At 61.1% G+C, this 18623-nt stretch carries 15 protein-coding genes; 3 read left to right on the top strand and 12 right to left on the bottom strand.

All coding sequences use genetic code 11. The features are described 5' to 3' along the window. Positions 1-3: 3 nt before the first annotated feature. From VJ651_RS14135 to ugpQ, 10 genes are all read right to left on the bottom strand, one after another. Positions 4-222 carry a DUF1059 domain-containing protein gene (locus VJ651_RS14135; protein WP_324108068.1) on the bottom strand — a complete coding sequence of 73 codons (219 nt, stop codon included), beginning with the start codon at positions 220-222 and terminating at the stop codon, positions 4-6. A 196-nt stretch (positions 223-418) separates the two neighbouring features. After that, on the bottom strand, positions 419-856 hold the full coding sequence (locus VJ651_RS14130; RefSeq protein WP_324108067.1) for a DUF4864 domain-containing protein: 438 nt from the start codon (positions 854-856) through the stop codon (positions 419-421). A 128-nt stretch (positions 857-984) separates the two neighbouring features. Beyond that, positions 985-2778, bottom strand: coding sequence for an acyl-CoA dehydrogenase (locus VJ651_RS14125; RefSeq protein WP_324108066.1), 1794 nt, complete (start codon positions 2776-2778; stop codon positions 985-987). Between the two features lie 157 nt (positions 2779-2935). After that, positions 2936-3865, bottom strand: coding sequence for an electron transfer flavoprotein subunit alpha/FixB family protein (locus tag VJ651_RS14120; RefSeq protein WP_324108065.1), 930 nt, complete (start codon positions 3863-3865; stop codon positions 2936-2938). A 24-nt stretch (positions 3866-3889) separates the two neighbouring features. Further along, on the bottom strand, positions 3890-4639 hold the full coding sequence (locus VJ651_RS14115; RefSeq protein ID WP_324108064.1) for an electron transfer flavoprotein subunit beta/FixA family protein: 750 nt from the start codon (positions 4637-4639) through the stop codon (positions 3890-3892). A 257-nt stretch (positions 4640-4896) separates the two neighbouring features. Continuing rightward, on the bottom strand, positions 4897-5124 hold the full coding sequence (locus tag VJ651_RS14110; protein ID WP_324108063.1) for a sulfurtransferase TusA family protein: 228 nt from the start codon (positions 5122-5124) through the stop codon (positions 4897-4899). 92 nt (positions 5125-5216) lie between these two features. After that, positions 5217-5741 (bottom strand): NUDIX domain-containing protein, encoded by a 525-nt coding sequence (locus VJ651_RS14105; RefSeq protein ID WP_324108062.1) that lies wholly within the window; start codon positions 5739-5741, stop codon positions 5217-5219. Continuing rightward, positions 5738-8359 (bottom strand): alanine--tRNA ligase, encoded by a 2622-nt coding sequence (gene alaS / locus VJ651_RS14100; RefSeq protein WP_324108061.1) that lies wholly within the window; start codon positions 8357-8359, stop codon positions 5738-5740. Before alaS ends, VJ651_RS14105 begins: the two co-directional genes overlap by 4 nt. A 146-nt stretch (positions 8360-8505) precedes the next feature. Next, positions 8506-9093: a hypothetical protein gene (locus tag VJ651_RS14095; RefSeq protein WP_324108060.1), complete on the bottom strand. Its 588-nt coding sequence runs from the start codon at positions 9091-9093 to the stop codon at positions 8506-8508. Between the two features lie 117 nt (positions 9094-9210). Further along, positions 9211-9981 (bottom strand): glycerophosphodiester phosphodiesterase, encoded by a 771-nt coding sequence (ugpQ, locus tag VJ651_RS14090; RefSeq protein WP_324108059.1) that lies wholly within the window; start codon positions 9979-9981, stop codon positions 9211-9213. Positions 9982-10101: 120 nt separating this feature from the next. On the opposite strand from ugpQ, the gene VJ651_RS14085 reads away from it, so the two are divergent. Together VJ651_RS14085 and VJ651_RS14080 are read left to right on the top strand one after the other, a co-directional pair. Further along, positions 10102-12705 carry a sensor domain-containing protein gene (locus VJ651_RS14085; RefSeq protein WP_324108058.1) on the top strand — a complete coding sequence of 868 codons (2604 nt, stop codon included), beginning with the start codon at positions 10102-10104 and terminating at the stop codon, positions 12703-12705. Beyond that, positions 12687-13925, top strand: a complete 1239-nt coding sequence (locus VJ651_RS14080) for a CaiB/BaiF CoA-transferase family protein (RefSeq protein ID WP_324108057.1) — start codon at positions 12687-12689, stop codon at positions 13923-13925. The genes VJ651_RS14085 and VJ651_RS14080 overlap by 19 nt, the downstream gene beginning before the upstream one ends. 54 nt (positions 13926-13979) lie before the next feature. On the opposite strand, the gene VJ651_RS14075 is transcribed toward VJ651_RS14080, so the two are convergent. Further along, positions 13980-15305, bottom strand: coding sequence for a TldD/PmbA family protein (locus VJ651_RS14075; RefSeq protein WP_324108056.1), 1326 nt, complete (start codon positions 15303-15305; stop codon positions 13980-13982). Further along, entirely contained in the window at positions 15302-16738 is a 1437-nt protein-coding gene (locus VJ651_RS14070; protein ID WP_324108055.1) for a TldD/PmbA family protein, read from the bottom strand. Before VJ651_RS14070 ends, VJ651_RS14075 begins: the two co-directional genes overlap by 4 nt. 245 nt (positions 16739-16983) lie before the next feature. Between VJ651_RS14070 and VJ651_RS14065 the strand changes: the two genes are divergently transcribed. Next, positions 16984-18582: a gamma-glutamyltransferase family protein gene (locus tag VJ651_RS14065; protein WP_324108054.1), complete on the top strand. Its 1599-nt coding sequence runs from the start codon at positions 16984-16986 to the stop codon at positions 18580-18582. The last annotated feature ends 41 nt before the right edge of the window (positions 18583-18623 follow it).

Raw genomic sequence — 18623 nt, 5'->3', positions numbered from 1 at the left:
CTCCTATAGTGTGTGGCTTACCGGGCGCTCGATGGGCGGAGTACCCTCCTTGAACAACTGCTTGATCTGCTGCCGCAGCTCGGGAGTATCCTGGTGCTTGTGAACCGCGACCGCGTGCTGAACCGCCGCATCCAGCAGCTCCTGATCGTTATCCGCGGCAATCGCGACAGAGCAATTCATGTCGCTCGGGAATTCGCGACAATCGATGTATTTGCGGGCCATGATGTTAGCCTCCGTGAGTTGATGAGTAATGTCACGAGGCAGATTCCCGATCAGTTACAGCGCGAGAATCTGCGCTCGGCGGGACGACATGCGGCAATGTCGCCGCATGTCGATTTATAGGAAGGAAGAGAACGCGATTCAAGGCGCTTTCGTTCGCTACGAGCGAAAGCGCCCTGCCAATTCGACAAAGATTGATTTAGATTGAAACGCTTGCCGTTTCCAGCAACTGACAACCGTCGATCTTCCAGCTGCTGTCGTCTTCTTGCTGCATCGAGAAGATCGCAACCCATACATGCCCGACACTGTCGGTGACGCGCACTATCTGGATGGCATCGCCGTCGACGACTTCCGGCTTGGAAAATATCGCGCGCTGGTAGCGATAGATGGGGTTGTATTCTTCCTTGATAATGCGCAGGAAATTGTCCGGGCTGCCAATCAGCAGGCGCTTTTCCGGCGTTGCCAGTTCGAATGCGCTGACCGCATCGTCATTGGCCAACGCGTCCAGCTGCGACTGCACGACTTCATGAATCGCTATGGCATCCGCCGTAGTGATGTCACCGATCGCCTCTGCGTTGCTCCAGCACGGCATGCTTAACCCGGCGAGCAAACTCGCCACTGCCAATATGCGTTTCATGATCGCCTCCGGATGAGACGCTGCACGTTATTGATTTACTATGGCAGATCAAAAAAAATGCCGAGAGTTCGCTTGTAGATGAAAAAAAGGCAGCCTGCGGCTGCCTTTTTTGATGCGCATCGAACAGCTTAGAACTGTTCTTCTGCGAGAGCCAGTACGCCAGTGCCTCCTTCGATGATCGCCGTGCGATAACCGGACGCTTGCGCGAGGATGTGATCCGCGAAAAAGCGCGCGGTCGCAATCTTTGCCTGATAAAACCTGGCATCGCCCTCGCCTGCCTTGAGCTTGCGCTCGGCAACCAGGGCTGCGCGCGCCATCTGCCATCCGCCCAGCACCACGCCCGCCAGCTTGAGGTAGGACACGCTGCCGGCAAACACACCCTTGATGTCGGCCTTCATGTTGGTAACGACGTAGTCAACCACTTCTTCCAGCGCTTTGGAGCCGGCAGCGAGCTGCTTGCGGATTGCCAGCAGGTCGGCGGAGTTGGTAGTCGACAGTTCCTCTTCCGTTCTGCGGACCTGGGCGAGGATGCCCTTCGCCGTCGCACCGCCGTCGCGTACGGTCTTGCGGCCGACCAGGTCGTTGGCCTGGATCGCGGTCGTGCCTTCGTAGATGGTCAGGATGCGCGCATCGCGGTAGTACTGCGCTGCACCGGTTTCCTCGATGAAGCCCATGCCGCCGTGCACCTGCACACCATTGGAAGCAACTTCGATCGACATTTCCGTGGACCAGCCTTTGACGACCGGCACCATGTACTCGTAGAAGGCCTGATTGGCCTTGCGCGTCGCATCGTCCGCGTGGTGATGCGCGACGTCATGCGCGGCGGCGGTCACATAGGACAAGGCGCGCGCGGCTTCCGTATGTGCGCGCATCGACATCAGCATGCGGCGCACGTCCGGATGATGAATGATGGATACCGGGCCGCTGGAACCGGCCAGGTCGCGCGATTGAACACGGTCGCGTGCGTATTGCACCGCCTTCTGGTATGCGCGCTCGGAAACGCCGATACCCTGCATGCCGACGGCAAAGCGCGCGGCATTCATCATGATGAACATGTATTCCAGGCCGCGGTTTTCCTCGCCGACCAGGGTGCCGATGGCGCCGCCGTTATCGCCGAATTGAAGCACCGCAGTCGGGCTGGCCTTGATGCCGAGCTTGTGCTCGATCGACACGCAATGCACATCATTGCGCGCACCGAGCGAACCGTCTGCATTGACCATGAACTTCGGCACGATGAACAGCGAAATGCCCTTCACGCCTTCAGGTGCATCCGGGGTACGAGCCAGCACGAGATGGACGATGTTTTCCGCCATGTCGTGCTCGCCGTAGGTAATGAAGATCTTGGTGCCGAAAATCTTGTAGGTGCCGTCGCCCTGCGGCACGGCGCGCGAACGCACCAGGGCAAGATCGGAACCTGCCTGCGGCTCGGTCAGGTTCATGGTGCCGGTCCATTTGCCGGAAATCAGATTTGCGAGATAGATATTTTTCTGCTCGTCGGTGCCAGCGGTCATCAATGCTTCGATTGCGCCGTCGGTCAGCAGCGGGCACAGCGCGAAGGACAGGTTTGCCGCGTTGAGCATCTCGATGCAGGGAGTGGCGACCAGCTTCGGCAGGCCTTGGCCGCCGAAGTCCACCGGGTGCTGCACGCCTTGCCATCCGGCTTCGCCGAAGGACTTGAAGGCTTCCTTGAAGCCCTTGGTGGTGGTGACCTTGTCGCCATCGTGCCAGAAGCTCGGCTCCTTGTCGCCCGCGACATTCAGCGGTGCAATCACTTCGCTGCAGAACTTGGCGTTTTCTTCCAATACCGCTTCGACAGTTTCCGGGCTTGCATCTTCGCAGCCGGGCAGTGCATTCACTTGGGGGAGACCTGCAAGTTCGTTCAACACGAACAGCATGTCCTTCAGCGGGGCGACGTAGCTCATCTAAGACTCCAATAAAAAGGCAGGACTGCGGGAATTATTACGGAGTGCCGGAAAAATTCCTGTCAACTCCGCGACAAACCCGGCAGGTCCTGCCCGGTATTTTCAACACTTGTTTTTCTTCAGGGCGAATACCTGCCCTGCGTGCTTGTGCGCTTGTTTAACCGAGTTCGGAAACCAGTTGCGGCACGATCTCGAACAGATCGCCCACGATGCCGTAATCGGCCACCGAGAAAATCGGCGCTTCTGCATCCTTGTTGATCGCGACGATGGTCTTCGAATCCTTCATGCCGGCCAGGTGCTGGATCGCGCCCGAAATACCGACGGCGATGTACAGCTGCGGGGCGACGATCTTGCCGGTCTGACCGACCTGCCAGTCGTTCGGCACGAAGCCGGCGTCGACCGCGGCGCGCGATGCGCCCATGGCGGCGCCCAGCTTGTCGGCCAGGGGTTCCAGGATCTTGAAGTTCTCGCCCGAGCCCATGCCGCGTCCGCCGGAAACGACGACCTTGGCGGCAGTCAGTTCAGGGCGGTCGGACTTGGCCAGTTCGCGCGACAGAAAAGCCACCTTGCCGGTGTCGGCAACCGGGGTTACCTGCTCGACCGCTGCATTGCCGCCCGCGGCAGCTGCATCGAAGCCGGTAGTACGTACGGTAATGACCTTGACCGGATCGGCCGATTGCACCGTCGCGATCGCGTTGCCGGCGTAAATCGGGCGCTCGAAGGTGTCGGGCGCGTCGACCTTGGTGATTTCGGAGATCTGACCGACATCCAGCTTGGCAGCGACGCGCGGGGCGATGTTCTTGCCGTAGGCGGTAGCGGGAGCGAGGATGTGCGAGTAGCTGCCTGCCAGCGCGAGCACTTGCTCGGCGATGTTTTCCGCCAGGCCGTTGGCCAGGTGCGGTGCATCGGCAACCAGCACCTTGGCGACGCCGGCGATCTTGGACGCGGCTTCGGCCGCAGCGCCGCAGTTGCCGCCGGCGACCAGGACGTGGACGTCGCCGCCGCATTGTGCCGCCGCGGTGATGGTATTGAGGGTGCTTCCTTTCAACGAAGCATTGTCGTGTTCAGCAATGACGAGTGCTGTCATGATGGGTTCCTGATCTGAATTGAATTAAATGACTTTGGCTTCGTTCTTGAGCTTGTTGACCAGCTCGGCGACGTCCTTGACGACGATGCCGGCGGAACGCTTGGGCGGCTCGGTCACTTTCACGGTCTTCAGACGCGGCGTCACGTCCACGCCGAGGTCGGCCGGCTTGACGGTTTCCAGCGGCTTCTTCTTGGCCTTCATGATGTTCGGCAGAGTGACGTAGCGCGGCTCGTTCAGGCGCAGGTCGGTGGTGATGATCGCGGGCAGCGTCAGCGACAGGTTTTCCAGGCCGCCATCGACTTCGCGCGTGACGTTGGCCTTGTCGCCGTCGATCACGATCTTGGAGGCAAAGGTGGCTTGCGGCCAGCCCAGCAGGGCCGCAAGCATCTGGCCGGTCTGGTTGCAGTCGTCGTCAATGGCTTGCTTGCCGAGGATGATCAGTTGCGGTTGCTCCTTGTCGGCCACGGCCTTGAGCAGCTTGGCAACGGCCAGCGGCTGCAGTTCGGCATCGGTCTCGACCAGGATGCCGCGATCGGCGCCAATGGCCATCGCGGTACGCAGGGTTTCCTGTGCCTGGGTCACGCCGCAGGACACCGCGATGACTTCAGTCGCCTTGCCGGCTTCCTTGAGGCGGGTGGCTTCCTCGACGCCGATTTCATCGAAAGGGTTCATCGACATCTTGACATTGGCGGTGTCGACGCCCGAACCGTCGGATTTCACGCGGACCTTGACGTTGAAGTCCACCACGCGTTTGACTGGAACCAAAACTTTCATAGCTTTGCCTTTGTAAAGAAACAATTGACGTTAACGTAAACCAAACCGTGATTATAAGAGAGAACCAGAGAGCATGCTGAAATTTAGCACGACCGTTCTATTAATTGGTAGAGAGTATGCACTAAATTGCACTAAAAATCCAAAAAAACTGATCCAGGATTGTTCGGCAGAATGATCGGCGGCGCATGCCGCTTGAGAGCCTGTTCCGCCAGGAAGGATAGCGAAATCAATGCCGCCTGCCATGCGGCATATCAGACCTATTTGCGTTTCATGAAGAAGGTGAATTCCTTGTTGTTTTCGCTCTGGCCGACCAGTTCGTTGCCGGTTTGGCGGGCGAATGCCTGGAAGTCGCGCACCGACCCTGGGTCCGTTGCAATGACACGCAGTATTTCTCCGCTCGCCATTTCCGCCAACGCCTTTTTTGCCTTCAGAATCGGCAGTGGGCAATTCAAGCCGCGTGCGTCGAGGTCTTTTTGAAATTCCATGATTTCCGGTCTACAGAATGGCTTAGATGCAGAAATTCTACTCCAATTGACTGTAGTTTTGTGCGACGCAACAAGTAACCGGCGACAAGAAATCAGGAAGTGGTCGGCAAATCGATGAATTCGACGGGGAATCCGCGCGCGCGCAGCCAGTCGGCCATGGCATAACCGGTTCCGGCACGCCAGGGACGCAGCTTTTCGGGAGCGACCAGCCGATAGTCGACCAGTTCCTCGGAAAGACGGATGTCGCCGGACGCTTTCACATGGTAGGCAATGATGAGTTCGTTCTTGCGGATGAATTCATACACGCCGATCAGCGTGACTTCATGCGCATCGAGGTTGGTTTCTTCCTTCAGCTCGCGCATGACGCCCTGTTCGGGTGTTTCGCCGCGTTCCATGAAGCCGGTAATCAGCGCGAACATTTTTTCCGGCCAGGCGGCATTGCGCGCCAGCAGGATGCGGCCTTCGACCTCGACCAGCGCCGCCAGCACCGGAAGCGGATTGTCCCAGTGCGTCCAATGCCCGTCAGGACAGGCGAGGCGGATCTTGCCGCCCTCGCCGGTGTCCGCGCGCTCGATCAGCGGCGCGGCGCACATCGGACAGTACTGATACGTTGTCATGCTCGCTGGCGAACCCAGTCGCTGACGCCTTCCAGCGCCTTGGGCAGGCCGCTCGGGTCGGTGCCGCCGGCTTGCGCCATGTCGGGACGTCCGCCGCCCTTGCCGCCGACTTGCTGGGCGACGAAGTTGACCAGGTCGCCGGCTTTTACCTTGGAAGTGGCATCCTGCGTCACGCCGGCGATCAGGCTGACCTTGCCGTCCTTGACGGCGGCCAGCACGATGGCGGCGGTTTTCAGCTTGTCCTTCAGCTTGTCCATGGTCTCGCGCAGGACCGGCACATCGGCGCCGTTCAAGGTGGCCGCAAGGACCTTGATGCCGTTGATGTCGACGGCCTTGGCCACCAGTTCGTCGCCCTGGCTGGAGGCCAGTTTCGACTTCAATGTCGAGAGTTCCTTTTCCAGCGACTTGACCTGATCTTGCACTTGCACGATGCGCTGCGTCAGTTCTTCCGGCTGGACCTTCAGTGCGCCAGCCGCTTCGTTGATGCGCGCGGCCAGGTTCTGCACGAATGCCAGCGCGGCTTCGCCGGTCACGGCTTCGACGCGGCGAATGCCCGCCGCGACACCGCCTTCGGACACGATCTTGAACAGGCCGATGTCGCCGGTGCGCGTGACATGCGTGCCGCCGCACAATTCCTTGGAGGAGCCGATGCCGAGCACGCGGACCTCGTCGCCGTACTTCTCGCCGAACAGCGCCATCGCACCGTACTTGATGGCGTCGTCATAGCTCATCACGTTCGCCTGGGTCGCCTCATTGGCAAGGATCTCGCGGTTGACGAGCTCTTCCACGCGGCGGATTTCGTCGGCGGTCAGCGGTGCGTTGTGGCTGAAGTCGAAGCGGGTCTTTTCCGGATCGACCAGCGAGCCTTTCTGCGCCACATGGCTGCCGAGGACTTCGCGCAAAGCCTTGTGCATCAGGTGGGTTGCGGAGTGGTTGCGCATGGTTTGCGCGCGCAGGCGAGTGTTGACCTTGGCGTTAAGCGTGTCGCCGACCAGCAGGCGACCCTGCACCAGCACGCCGTGATGACCGAACACGTCAGCCTGGATCTTTTGCGTGTCCTTCACTTCGAAGGTGACGACCTGGTCGCCGTACACGGATTCGAGCACGCCGGAGTCGCCCACCTGGCCGCCGGATTCGGCATAGAACGGCGTGGAATCGAGCACCACGATCGCATGCTGGCCGGCGTTGACTTCGTGCACGACCGCGCCGTCGACGTACAACGCGACGACCTTGCTTTCGTGCGCGAGGGATTCATAGCCGACGAAGCGTGTTTTCTCACCGCTGTACTCGATGCCGGCTGCCATCTTGAACTTGCCGGCGGCGCGCGCCTGCTGCTTCTGACGCTCCATCGCGGCTTCGAAGCCGGCCTGGTCGAGCTCGACATTGCGCTCGCGGCAGATGTCCGCGGTCAGGTCGAGCGGGAAGCCGTAGGTGTCGTACAGCGTGAATGCGGTTTCTCCGTCGAGGCGCGCGGCATCCTTCGCCAGCGCTGCTTCGAGGATCTTCATGCCGTGTTCGAGAGTTTCGCCGAAACGCTCTTCTTCCTGCTTGAGCACTTGCTCGACGCGCGACTGCACGGCAGGCAGTTCCGGATAGGCGGCGCCCATTTCCTTGACCAGGTCCTTGACCAGCTTGTAGAAGAAGGGCTTGGTCTGGCCCAGCTTGTAGCCGTGGCGCAAGGCGCGGCGCACGATGCGGCGCAGTACGTAGCCGCGGCCTTCATTGCCGGGAATCACGCCGTCGACGATCAGGAAGGAGCAGGCACGGATGTGGTCGGCAATCACCTTCAGCGAATTGTTGGTGAGGTCGCTGATATTGGTTTCACGCGCGGCAGCCGTGATCAGGTTCTGGAACAGGTCGATCTCGTAGTTGGAGTGCACATGCTGCAGCACGGCGGCGATACGCTCCAGGCCCATGCCGGTATCGACGCAGGGACGCGGCAGCGGATGCATGACGCCCTGCTCGTCGCGATTGAACTGCATGAACACCAGGTTCCAGATCTCGATGTAGCGGTCGCCGTCGGCGTCCGGCGATCCCGGCGGACCGCCCCAGACTTCCGCGCCGTGGTCATAGAAGATTTCCGAGCAGGGGCCGCAAGGGCCGGTGTCTGCCATCTGCCAGAAATTGTCGGAGGCGTAACGCGCGCCCTTGTTGTCGCCGATACGCACGATGCGCTCCGCCGGCACGCCGACTTCCTTGGCCCAGATGTCATAGGCTTCGTCGTCTTCGTGATAGACCGTGACCCACAGCTTTTCCTGCGGCAGGCCATACACCTTGGTCAGCAATTCCCATGCATAGTGGATCGCGTCGCGCTTGAAGTAATCGCCGAACGAGAAATTGCCCAGCATTTCGAAGAAGGTGTGGTGACGCGCGGTATAGCCGACGTTTTCCAGGTCGTTGTGCTTGCCGCCGGCGCGCACGCTGCGCTGCGCGGTTGTCGCGCGGGTGTAGGCACGCTTGTCCTGGCCAAGGAATACGTCCTTGAACTGCACCATGCCGGAGTTCGTGAACAGCAGCGTCGGGTCGTTGCCTGGCACCAGGCTGGACGAACGGACGATGGTGTGTCCCTTGGATTCGAAATACTTCAGGAATTTGTCGCGGATTTCAGACGAGTTCATGTTTGGCGAAAAGATGGGAATGCGTTGCAAACCGTTGATTATACGTGATATCCCCTCTTCAATGAGCGCCCTGCTCGGAACGAAAAAAGGCCCGCCGGAACATGTCGGCGGGCCCGCGATGACAGTAAAACCCTATTGACAGTCGATCAACCGCGATGCTGGGCATCATGCCGCTGTCGATGAATGCGGCCGGACTGGCGGTTTTCGGTGCGCTGGACCCTTGCCTGCTCGACGGATCCCACGTGGCCGTCGCGGCCGGCCTGGAATTCGCGCCGGTTCACACGTGCCTGGCCGCGTTCCATCCTTGCCGCTTCGTGGTTGGTCAGCGAACCGTCCTTGATGCCGTTTTCGACACGTTGTTGCTGGTTGATATTGCGTTGCACGTCAGCCTGCATGCGCTTGCTGGATGCCGAATCCGGATTACCGGTCTGTGCATCATGCTTTTGCGCGGCAATGTCGCGGCTCGCGTCGTTTTGCAGGCGATTGATGTTGCGCTTTTCCTGGACACTCATGCTGCCGTCGCGCAATGCCTTGGCTTCGGCATGGTCGACGCGGGATTCTTCGCGTTCGAGGCGGGCCGCTTCGCGCGTGGTCAGTTGACCGGATTGCAGGCCGTTTTCAATCCGCTGCTGCTGGTTGACGTCGCGTTGCACCGAGGTGGCGGCGTTTTGTGCGAATACCGGTGCTGCGAGGAGCGTGGCCAGGAGAGCCGTGATCAGTTGTGTTTTTCTCATGTTGCTTTCCTTTCGGTGAAGTAGGTATGGGTGAAAATGCCCATGCTGCCTTCAACGGCGGGCGCATACGGTTCGCCGACAGGCCAACTGTAATCTTTGTAACGGAAGGTAAGCGGATCAATTGACCGCAAAGTCCGCGCCGATCAGGTCGATGCGATCGGTGCAGAACGCATCGACGCCCCATTGGAATATTTCACGTGCGCGTTTCGGAGTATTGACGGTGTAACAGAACAGGCCGAAGCCTTCCTGCTTGATCGCGCGCGCATATTCGGGTGTGAGGTTCTTGTGATTGGTGTGCAGGGCGATTGCATCCAGTGCGCGCAGTTTTTCGCGCCAATCGGATGGAATGCGATCGACCAGATAGCCGCGCGGGATTTCGGGAGCGGCTGTTTTGGCCGCGACCAGTGCCTCGAACGAGAAGGATGAAAAAAGAGGCAGCGCGGCAAGCTTTCCTCCAGGCACGCCATTAGCGATCTCCACGGAAAACAGCTGACGGGTCAACTCCGCAACAAGTCGTCCGGTCTCGACCTCAAAACCGGGAACCGGCTTGATTTCAATATTCATCCAGATGCCATTTGACTTGCAGAAAGTCGCTACGTCCTCAAAGCTCGGCACCGGCTCGCCGGCGAATTGCGGGCCAAACCAGGAACCGGCATCCATCGCTGCCAGTTGCCGGGCGGTCGCCTGGTTGACCGCACCCTTGCCGGACACCGTGCGGCCGAACTGCGGATCGTGCATCAGGACCGGAATGCTGTCGGACGACAACATCACATCGAACTCGACCGCGTGGAATCCCTGCGCGAGTCCGCAGCGCACGGCTGCCAAGGTGTTTTCCGGCGCGAGCTTTCCTCCGCCGCGGTGTGCAATGATTTTCGGAAAAAACCACATGGCTTGATCTATATCTCGGAATGATCTTCAACGACACGTAGTCTAATGCCAATCGTTAATCCAAAGGCGAAACGGGTTTGGCCTGAGCCGTCCGGGCTGGAGTCGTCGCCATGCGCGCACATGCCCTCAGACAGCTCCTATCCGGCCCCGTTTGACACTGCGACCTTTCTCTTCCCCGAGGAGTGGCATGCGCTTTCCGATCTGTTCGGCGGAGCCGATACCGGGCTGCTGTTCCTGCGTGACGGCGTCATTCTTCATCTGAATGCCCAGCTCGCGCAGCAGATCGGGTTCAACGAAAGCGAGCTCGCCGGGCAACCGCTTGACGCGCTTTTCCCCAAGAGCATGAACGCATCCCGGCTCAGCGGCGAATGGCGCATTCCAGCCGGCGGCACGCGCATCCAGCTCAGCAGCAAGGCCGGCGTACCGATCGATTATGACCTGATCGAAAACCGCATCGACACCCTGACAGATGCACGTTGCACCATCTGGGTATTGAAGCCGGTCAAGCCGGCGAGAAATGAAGCCGACGTAAGCGCGGCCGGGTATATGCAGTCCATCGTCGAGCACCTGCCCGACCTGGTGTTGGTCTGCGATCGCGACAGTACGCTCAGCTATGCCAATGCGGCGTTCGACAAGCTCGTCGGCGACCGCACCAGACTGCTGCGCGACATGGTGCATCCGGAGGACATGCCGAAGCTGCAAGCGGTACTCGAACAAGCCGCCGGCGCGGATGAAAACACGCCGACGGCCTTCGCATTCCGGATCCGGCATGTCGACGGATCATGGCGTCACCTCGCCGGGCACGTGCGCAACCTGCTGTCCCAACCGGACATCGACGGCCTGCTTCTCAATGCGCGCGACGTGACGGGAGAGGTGCAGCAACAGGACAGCATCGCGGCGGACAAGAAGCGGCAATTGCATTACCTGAATCGCCTGTTCCGCATGGCGCAGCGGCCGCATGCCAACCTGTCCTCGGCATTGAACGTGATACTGAAGTCATCGGCCAAGGCGCTCGGCACGCATCGCTGCGCCTATTGGGAAGTCAGCGCCGATCACACTGCGACGCGCTGCATGATGGCCTATGACGATATTCGGCAGAATCTGGTCGATGAAGCGCCGGATGCGCGTTTCGCCGACAGCTTTCACGACATGCTGCGGGGCATGGTGCGCAACGAGCGCCAGCTGGTGGTCGCGGATGTCGATCAGGATCCGCGCGTGGCAATCCATTGCGAATACTTTCATTCGGCGTCGATCAAGGCCACCATGATGATGCCGGTGCGGCACGGAGACAAGGTGTGCGGCGTGCTGATATTCACGCAGCTTGTAGAGCCGCGCCAGTGGCGCAAGGACGAAGCCGAATTTGCCAATAACGTCGCCGGCCTGATCACGCTGATTTTCAATGAAGTGGAACGCGGCAAGGCGGAGGCGCAATTGCGTCATCTCGCGCATCACGACAGCCTGACCGGCTTGCCCAACCGGCATTTCCTGTTCGATCAGGCGGCGGATTTCTTTCCGAGGCTCGCGGCCGACGCAAACTCCCTGGCTGCGTTTTTCATCGACATCGACGGCTTCAAGAACATCAACGATTCGCTCGGGCACGCCATGGGCGACGAACTGCTGAAGGCCGCCGCCATGCGTCTGAAAAACGTGGTACGCAAGGACGACATCCTGGTGCGGCTGGGCGGCGACGAGTTCATGCTGCTGGCGCGCAATCTGAACGACATGCGCATTGCCGACGACATCGCGCTGCAGATCGTCGAGACCATGCGCAGCCCGTTTTCCCTGCAAGGACGCGAGCTGCAGATTTCGGCCAGTGTCGGCATCGCGCTCTATCCTTCCGACGGCACCGATATCGAGACGCTGATGAAAAAGGCCGACATCGCGATGTACCACGCGAAATCGTCGGGGCGCGACCAGTATCAGATGTTCGCTCCGCGCCTGGGCGAAGCGCTGGTCAATCGCTCGACGCTGGAGATCGAATTGCGGCGCGCGATCGAGGGAGGCGAGCTGCAGCATTACTATCACCCGCAGGTCGACTTGCGCACCGGCGAGGTGCGTTGCGTCGAAGCCCTGCTGCGCTGGCGGCATCCGCAACACGGCATCCTGCTGCCATCGCATTTCCTGCCGATGGCGGAGCAAGCCGGCCTGATCCACCAGATCAGCGCATGGGTGATGAACGACGCTTGCGATCAGCTGAAGGAATGGAGCCGGCACGGTCTGGACGGCTTCAGCCTGGCGATCAATCTTTCATCGAGCCAGTTGATGGACCGCGCGCTCCTGTCCGAACTGGAAAGCGCGCTCGAGCGAACCGGGGTGCCGAGCGACCGGCTGGAATGGGAAATCAAGGAAAGCACCGTCATGCAGCACAACACGATGGCGGCATCGATGTTGAACAGCATGAGCGATCTGCGGATCAGGTTGAGTATTGACGACTTCGGTACCGGATATTCGAACATGGCGTACTTGCGACGCTATCCGGTGCATAAGGTTAAAATCGATAGCAGCTTCGTCCAGGGCCTGCCGACCGACGAGGACGAACGCGCCATTACCGATGCCATCATTTCGATGGCGCAGCCGCTCGGGCTGGACGTGGTGGCCGAGGGCGTCGAGACGCCGCAGCAGCTGGCGTACCTGCGCGAGCACGGCTGCGGCATCGCCCAGGGATTTTTCTATACTCAACCCTTAACCGCAGATCAATTCGAAACATGGCTGGTTCGTCACTGAAGAAAGCACTTGGACATATTCGCGTACTGGACCTGACCCGCGTATTGGCGGGACCGTGGTGCGCCCAAAACCTGGCGGACCTCGGCGCCGACGTCATCAAGGTCGAACGCCCGGGCGCCGGCGACGATACCCGCCACTGGGGCCCTCCCTACCTGAAGGATGCGCAAGGCCACGACACCAGCGAGGCCGCTTACTATCTCGCGGCCAACCGCGGCAAGCGCTCGATCACGCTCGATATCGCCAGTCCGGAAGGACAGGACATCGTGCGCCGACTGGCGCGCCAGTCGGACGTCGTGCTCGAAAACTACAAGGTCGGGCAATTGAAGAAGTACGGCCTCGACTACGAATCCCTGAAGCGCGAGAAGCCCGATCTGATCTATTGCTCGATCACCGGCTTCGGCCAGAACGGTCCCTACGCGCAGCGTGCCGGCTATGACTTCATCATCCAGGGCATGGGCGGCTTCATGTCGATTACCGGCGAGCGCGACGACCTGCCCGGCGGCGGCCCGCAGAAGGCCGGCGTGGCGATTGCCGACCTGATGACGGGCATGTATGCGACGATCGGCGTGATGGCGGCGCTGGCGCATCGCGACCGTACCGGCGAAGGCCAGTACATCGACATGGCACTGCTCGACGTACAGGTGGCGATGCTGGCCAACATGAACACCAATTATCTGGCCAGCGGCAACCCGCCCAAACGCTGGGGCAATGCGCATCCGAACATCGTTCCTTACCAGACCTTCGCGACCTCTGACGGACACATCATCGTCGCGGTCGGCAATGACGGCCAGTACCGTCGCTTTGTCGAGGCCGGCGGACGGCCCGAACTGGCCGTCGACGAGCGCTTCGCCACCAATCCGATGCGCGTGCGTCATCGCGACACATTGGTGCCGATCCTGGCGGAGATGGTGAAAACCAAGACCAAGCAGCAATGGATCGATGCACTGGAAGCCGCCGGCGTGCCCTGCGGACCGATCAACAACCTGGACGAAGTGTTCGACAATCCGCAGGTGCAGGCGCGTGCGATGCGCGTCGATTTGCCGCATCCCACCGGCGGCGAGGTCAAGCTGGTCGGCAGTCCGATCAAGATGTCGGAGACGCCGCCGCGCTACGACATGCCGCCGCCGATGCTGGGGCAGCATACGCAGGAAGTATTGGGTGACATGCTCGGACAGAGCGCAGAGCAGATCGCCGCCTTGCGGGAAAAAGGCGTGATCTGAACGACGAGCGACAGGCTTCCTCTCCCGCAGGCGGGAGAGGAATAGTGACGCCGACTAAAGAACGAAACTCAGGTCCCTGACCAATGCCCCCGGCAGAACGGAACTTCCCGTGCTGCGCTGGCCGTAGGTATCGCTGTCGATCAGCAATTCCGTTTCACAAGTCAGCCCGAGCAGCTTGTCTCCGAGGATGCGAAACAGCGAGTCGTCGAAGCGCATGACGTTCAGCGGCGCCTTGATCTTTCCGCCTTCGACCCAGAAGGTCGCGAAGCGCGTCATGCCGGTCAGGCGGCAGTTGGCGCGGTCGGAAAAATTCAGATACCAGAGATTGCTGATGTAGACGCCGGTGTTCAGTTCGTCGAGCACGCGCGACACCGGCAATGTGCCGCCCGCCAGCCGCAGCGAGGATGCGGACTCGCTGCCATCCGCGCCGTTGGTCTGTATGCCGTATTCCTTGGCGGTGCGCGGCGACACCAGGCTGCCGGCCAGGCGGCCCTGGTCGAACAGCGGCACGCGCTCCGGCTTGATGAAGCCGTCGCCCTGAAATGCCGGGGCCAGGCCGCCCGCCGTATCCTCCACCAGGTTCACCATCGCATTCAGCGCAACACCTTCGTCGCGCATGCGGCGCAAGGGGCTCTGGCGCGTGCGCAGCGACTTCTCGGAGATGCCGCCCCAGTTCAGCATGCCGATGATTTCGCTCAGCGCCGTCGGCGTGAGATAGGCGCGGTACTCGCCGGGCAGAATGGTGACCGGCTCACGTTGCAGGATGTCGAGCTGTTCGAGCGCGTTACGGAACTTCGCCTCGAAGGCGGCGCTTTCCCAGTCGAAGCCGGCGTAGGTCGTTTTCACCGCCTTGTCGCGGTCCTGGTACAGACTCCAGTCGAGATTGAAGCTGGCGGTTTCATGCCAGTTGCGCTGTCCGAATGTATTGGCGAATCCGCGATAGACCGGGCCGGCCGCGAGTATGCCGACCAGATCGTGTCCGCGCGCGGCGGCCAGCACTTCGTCCACCACCGCGGCGCTGTCGGGCAGGCGCGATGCGACGACGTGTTCGGTCGAATGCACCTCGGTGGCGATCAGAAGATGCGGATCTTCCGGCAGGTCGGGTAATTGATCGCGCAGCTTGTCGATCACGTCGGCGAGCTGCGCGCGGTCGGCAGCGAGATCGCCGGCCAGCGACAAGGTGAGCTCGGCGTGCCGCAAGCCGTCGATCAGGTTGAGCGACAGGGTGATCTGGCGCACATGGCCGGGCTGGCGTATCGCGCTGCGGTTGAAGCGAACGAAGTCCGATGCCTCGGCGGAGAACCAGCATTTGTACTGCTCGCCACCCCGGATGCTGGTATCGAGGAAGGCGGCGATGTCGTGGAAATACTGTCGCATCATTCGCCTCCGAACACGTCGATGTCGCCGAACAGGCAGGCCGGCGACGCATGGCCGACGCGAATCACCTGCGAGGGCTCGCCCTTGCCGCAGAAGGGCGTTCCCATCACGTTGACGGTGCTGCTGTCGCCGACGGCCTTGAGCGAACGCCAGAAGGTGGCCGAGATGCCTCGGTAGTTCGGATTTTTCACGATGCCCTTGAGTTCGCCGTCTTCGATCAGCTGGCCGAATTCGCAGCCGAACTGGAACTTGTTGCGCGAATCATCGATCGACCAGGAGACGTTGGTATCCATCAGCACGCCGTATTCGACCGACTTGATCATGCTCTCCAGGCTGGTGTCGCCCGGCTCGATGTTGAGATTGGCCATGCGGTCGATCGGCGGACGGTTCCAGTTGCAGGCGCGCGCATTGGCCACGCCCTCGATGCCGGCGCGCGACTGCGAGATGGCGCCGCCGAGCGGCCGTTCGAGGATGCCGTTGCGGATCAGGTGGGCGCGCTCGGCAGGACTGCCTTCGTCGTCCCAGCGATAACTGGCGAATTGCTCCGGGCGCTCCGGATCGTAGGTCACATTCAACAGCTCGGAGCCGTAGCGGTAATGGCCGAACATGTCGAGCGTGACGAAGCTGGTGCCGGCGAAATTGCGCTCGTCGCCGAGGATGCGATCAAGCTCGAGCGGATGGCCGATCGACTCGTGGATCTGCAGCATCATCTGCTCCGGCATCAGCAGCAGGTCCATCGTGCCTACCGGGCAGTTCGGCGCGGCCAGCAGCGCCAGCGCCTGCTCGGCCACACGTCGACCGGCACCCTGAAATGCGGCATGCTCCAGCACTTCCAGCCCGCCTTGCCGGCAGTAGCCGTTGTACTGCCCGCCCAGGCTGCGCGTCTGCGTGTCGCTGCCATCGTGGGCGGTCACGGCGAGGTTGGGAATCAGGTACTGGAACTGCTGCGACGCTTCGGCGCCGTCGGCCGTCAGATAGAGCTGCGAGGTCGTCACGCGCCACAAGGAGGCATACCAGTCGACGACGCGCGGGTCGATGCGGCAGGCGTTCGATTCCTGCATGAGCAGGTCGATCAGCTCGCGGCGCGACAGGGATTCAGCGTGCGCGACCGTGCCGGCATAGCTGCCGCGCGGATTCGGCATGAGGATTTTCGCGTAATCGACGACGGAGCGGCCGGCACTCGCGTCAGCCCAGCGGCGCGCGCGGTCCAGCGCATCCTTCAGGCCGGCGGCGCTCAGATCGCTGGTGGCCGCATAGCCGTAGCCGCCGCCGTGCACGACGCTGACCATCGCGCCGCGGTCGATACGGGTGTTGAGCGGCTGCAGGACATCCTGGCGCACCGTCATTTGTTCGCTGCTCTCTTCCACCAGGCGCAGCGAGCAGAAATCCACCGCGGGCACGAGTCGCTGGAACAGGGTTCGGATCGAATCCGGCAAGGTTCACCTCTTCAAAACAAGGACAATCAAGAACAGTATGAGGACTGAATTTCCGGCAGATCGTTCATTGTCGGGCGGCATTTTTTTATCGTGCAGGCAGCAAAAGCATTGGCAGTCATTCAATCAATGGCATCTTTACGGGATGACGTTTTCATTAAAGAAATCAATACCGGCGGCCGGATTGCCACGTAAAATGGCTCGGCTGCATTGCGTCACCGGTCAAATTCCAATGAAAGCCAAACGCCATGACGACATTCAAGTGGACCAACCCCTACCCTAGCGTGCGTGTTCCCTTGTTTGCCCGTAATGTCGTGGCGACTTCCCAACCGCTCGCGGCGCAAGCCGGATTGCGCATGCTGCTGCGAGGCGGCAATGCCGTCGACGCCGCCATCGCCGCCGCCGCCGCGCTCACCGTGGTCGAGCCGGTTTCCTGCGGACTCGGCGGCGATGCCTTCGCCATCCTGTGGGACGGCAGCCAGCTCCACGGCTTGAATTCTTCCGGCCCGGCCCCCGCCGCGTGGACGCCCGCCTATTTTGCAAGAAAACACAGCGGCAAGATTCCGCCGCGCGGCTGGGACGCGGTCACCGTGCCGGGCATGGTGGCGGCCTGGGTGGAGATGTCGGAACGCTTCGGCAAGTTGCCCTTCCTCGACCTGTTCGAGCCGGCCGTCGAGCTGGCCGAGCGCGGTTTCATGGTCTCACCCATCGTCCAGCATAAATGGGCCGCGGCGATACCGCTTCTGAAGGACCAACCCGGATTCGCGCGCACCTTCATGCCGCACCGGCGGGCACCCAAAGTCGGCGAACAATTCGTCTTTGCGGAGGCCGCCCATACGCTCACCCGCATCGGCGAGACGCATGGCGAAGCCTTTTATCGCGGCGAATTGGCCGAAGCCATGGTACAGCACGCGCATCTGCATGGCGGCGCCATGACGCTCGACGACCTCAACGGCTTCCGGCCGGAGTGGGTGACACCGATCCAGAAGGATTTTGCCGGTTACACCTTGCACGAAATCCCGCCCAACGGCCAGGGCATCGCCGCACTGATCGCGCTCGGCATCGTCGACAAGCTCGATATCAAGCGTTACCCCGTCGATTCCGCCGACAGCCATCATCTGATGATCGAGGCGATGAAGCTGGCCTTCGCCGACACCTACCGCTGGATCGCCGACAGCCACGCGATGACCAAGGTCAGCGCCCTGGACATGCTGAACGATGCCTATCTCAGCGAACGCGCGAAGATGATCGACATGCGCCACGCGACCGATTTCAAGCACGGCACGCCGCCCAAGGGCGGGACCGTCTACCTCAGTGTGGCGGATGAGCAAGGCATGATGGTCAGTTTCATCCAGTCCAACTACATGGGTTTCGGCTCCGGCGCAGTGGTTCCGGAAACCGGCATCAGCCTGCAGAACCGCGGCTATGGCTTCAGTCTTGACCCGAAGCACCCGAACTGCGTTGCGCCGGGCAAGCGTCCTTTCCACACCATCATCCCCGGCTTCGTAACAAAGGATGGCGAGCCGCAAATGAGCTTCGGCGTCATGGGCGGCAACATGCAGCCGCAAGGCCATCTGCAGACGCTGGTGCGCATGCTGGCGTATGGCCAGCAGCCGCAGGCGGCCTGCGATGCACCGCGCTGGCGCGTCACCAACGGTATGTCAGTCGATATCGAGCACACGATGCCGGCCGAGGTCATCAATGAGCTGGCGGCACGCGGGCATCGCGTCGAAAGCGTTGCCGACAGTTACATGGATTTCGGCGCCGGCCAGTTCGTGTGGAAAACCGCGAATGGCTATATTGCCGCCAGCGATCCGCGCCGGGACGGGCAGGCGGTCGGCTTCTGACTCCGTTCACGCAGCAAAAACCTCCTCTCGCTCCACAAAAG

Source organism: Noviherbaspirillum sp., assembly GCF_035254865.1.
Lineage (GTDB): Bacteria > Pseudomonadota > Gammaproteobacteria > Burkholderiales > Burkholderiaceae_D > Noviherbaspirillum.
The sequence above is the reverse complement of the archived record's forward strand: the minus strand, read 5'-3'. Positions and strand labels throughout refer to the sequence as shown.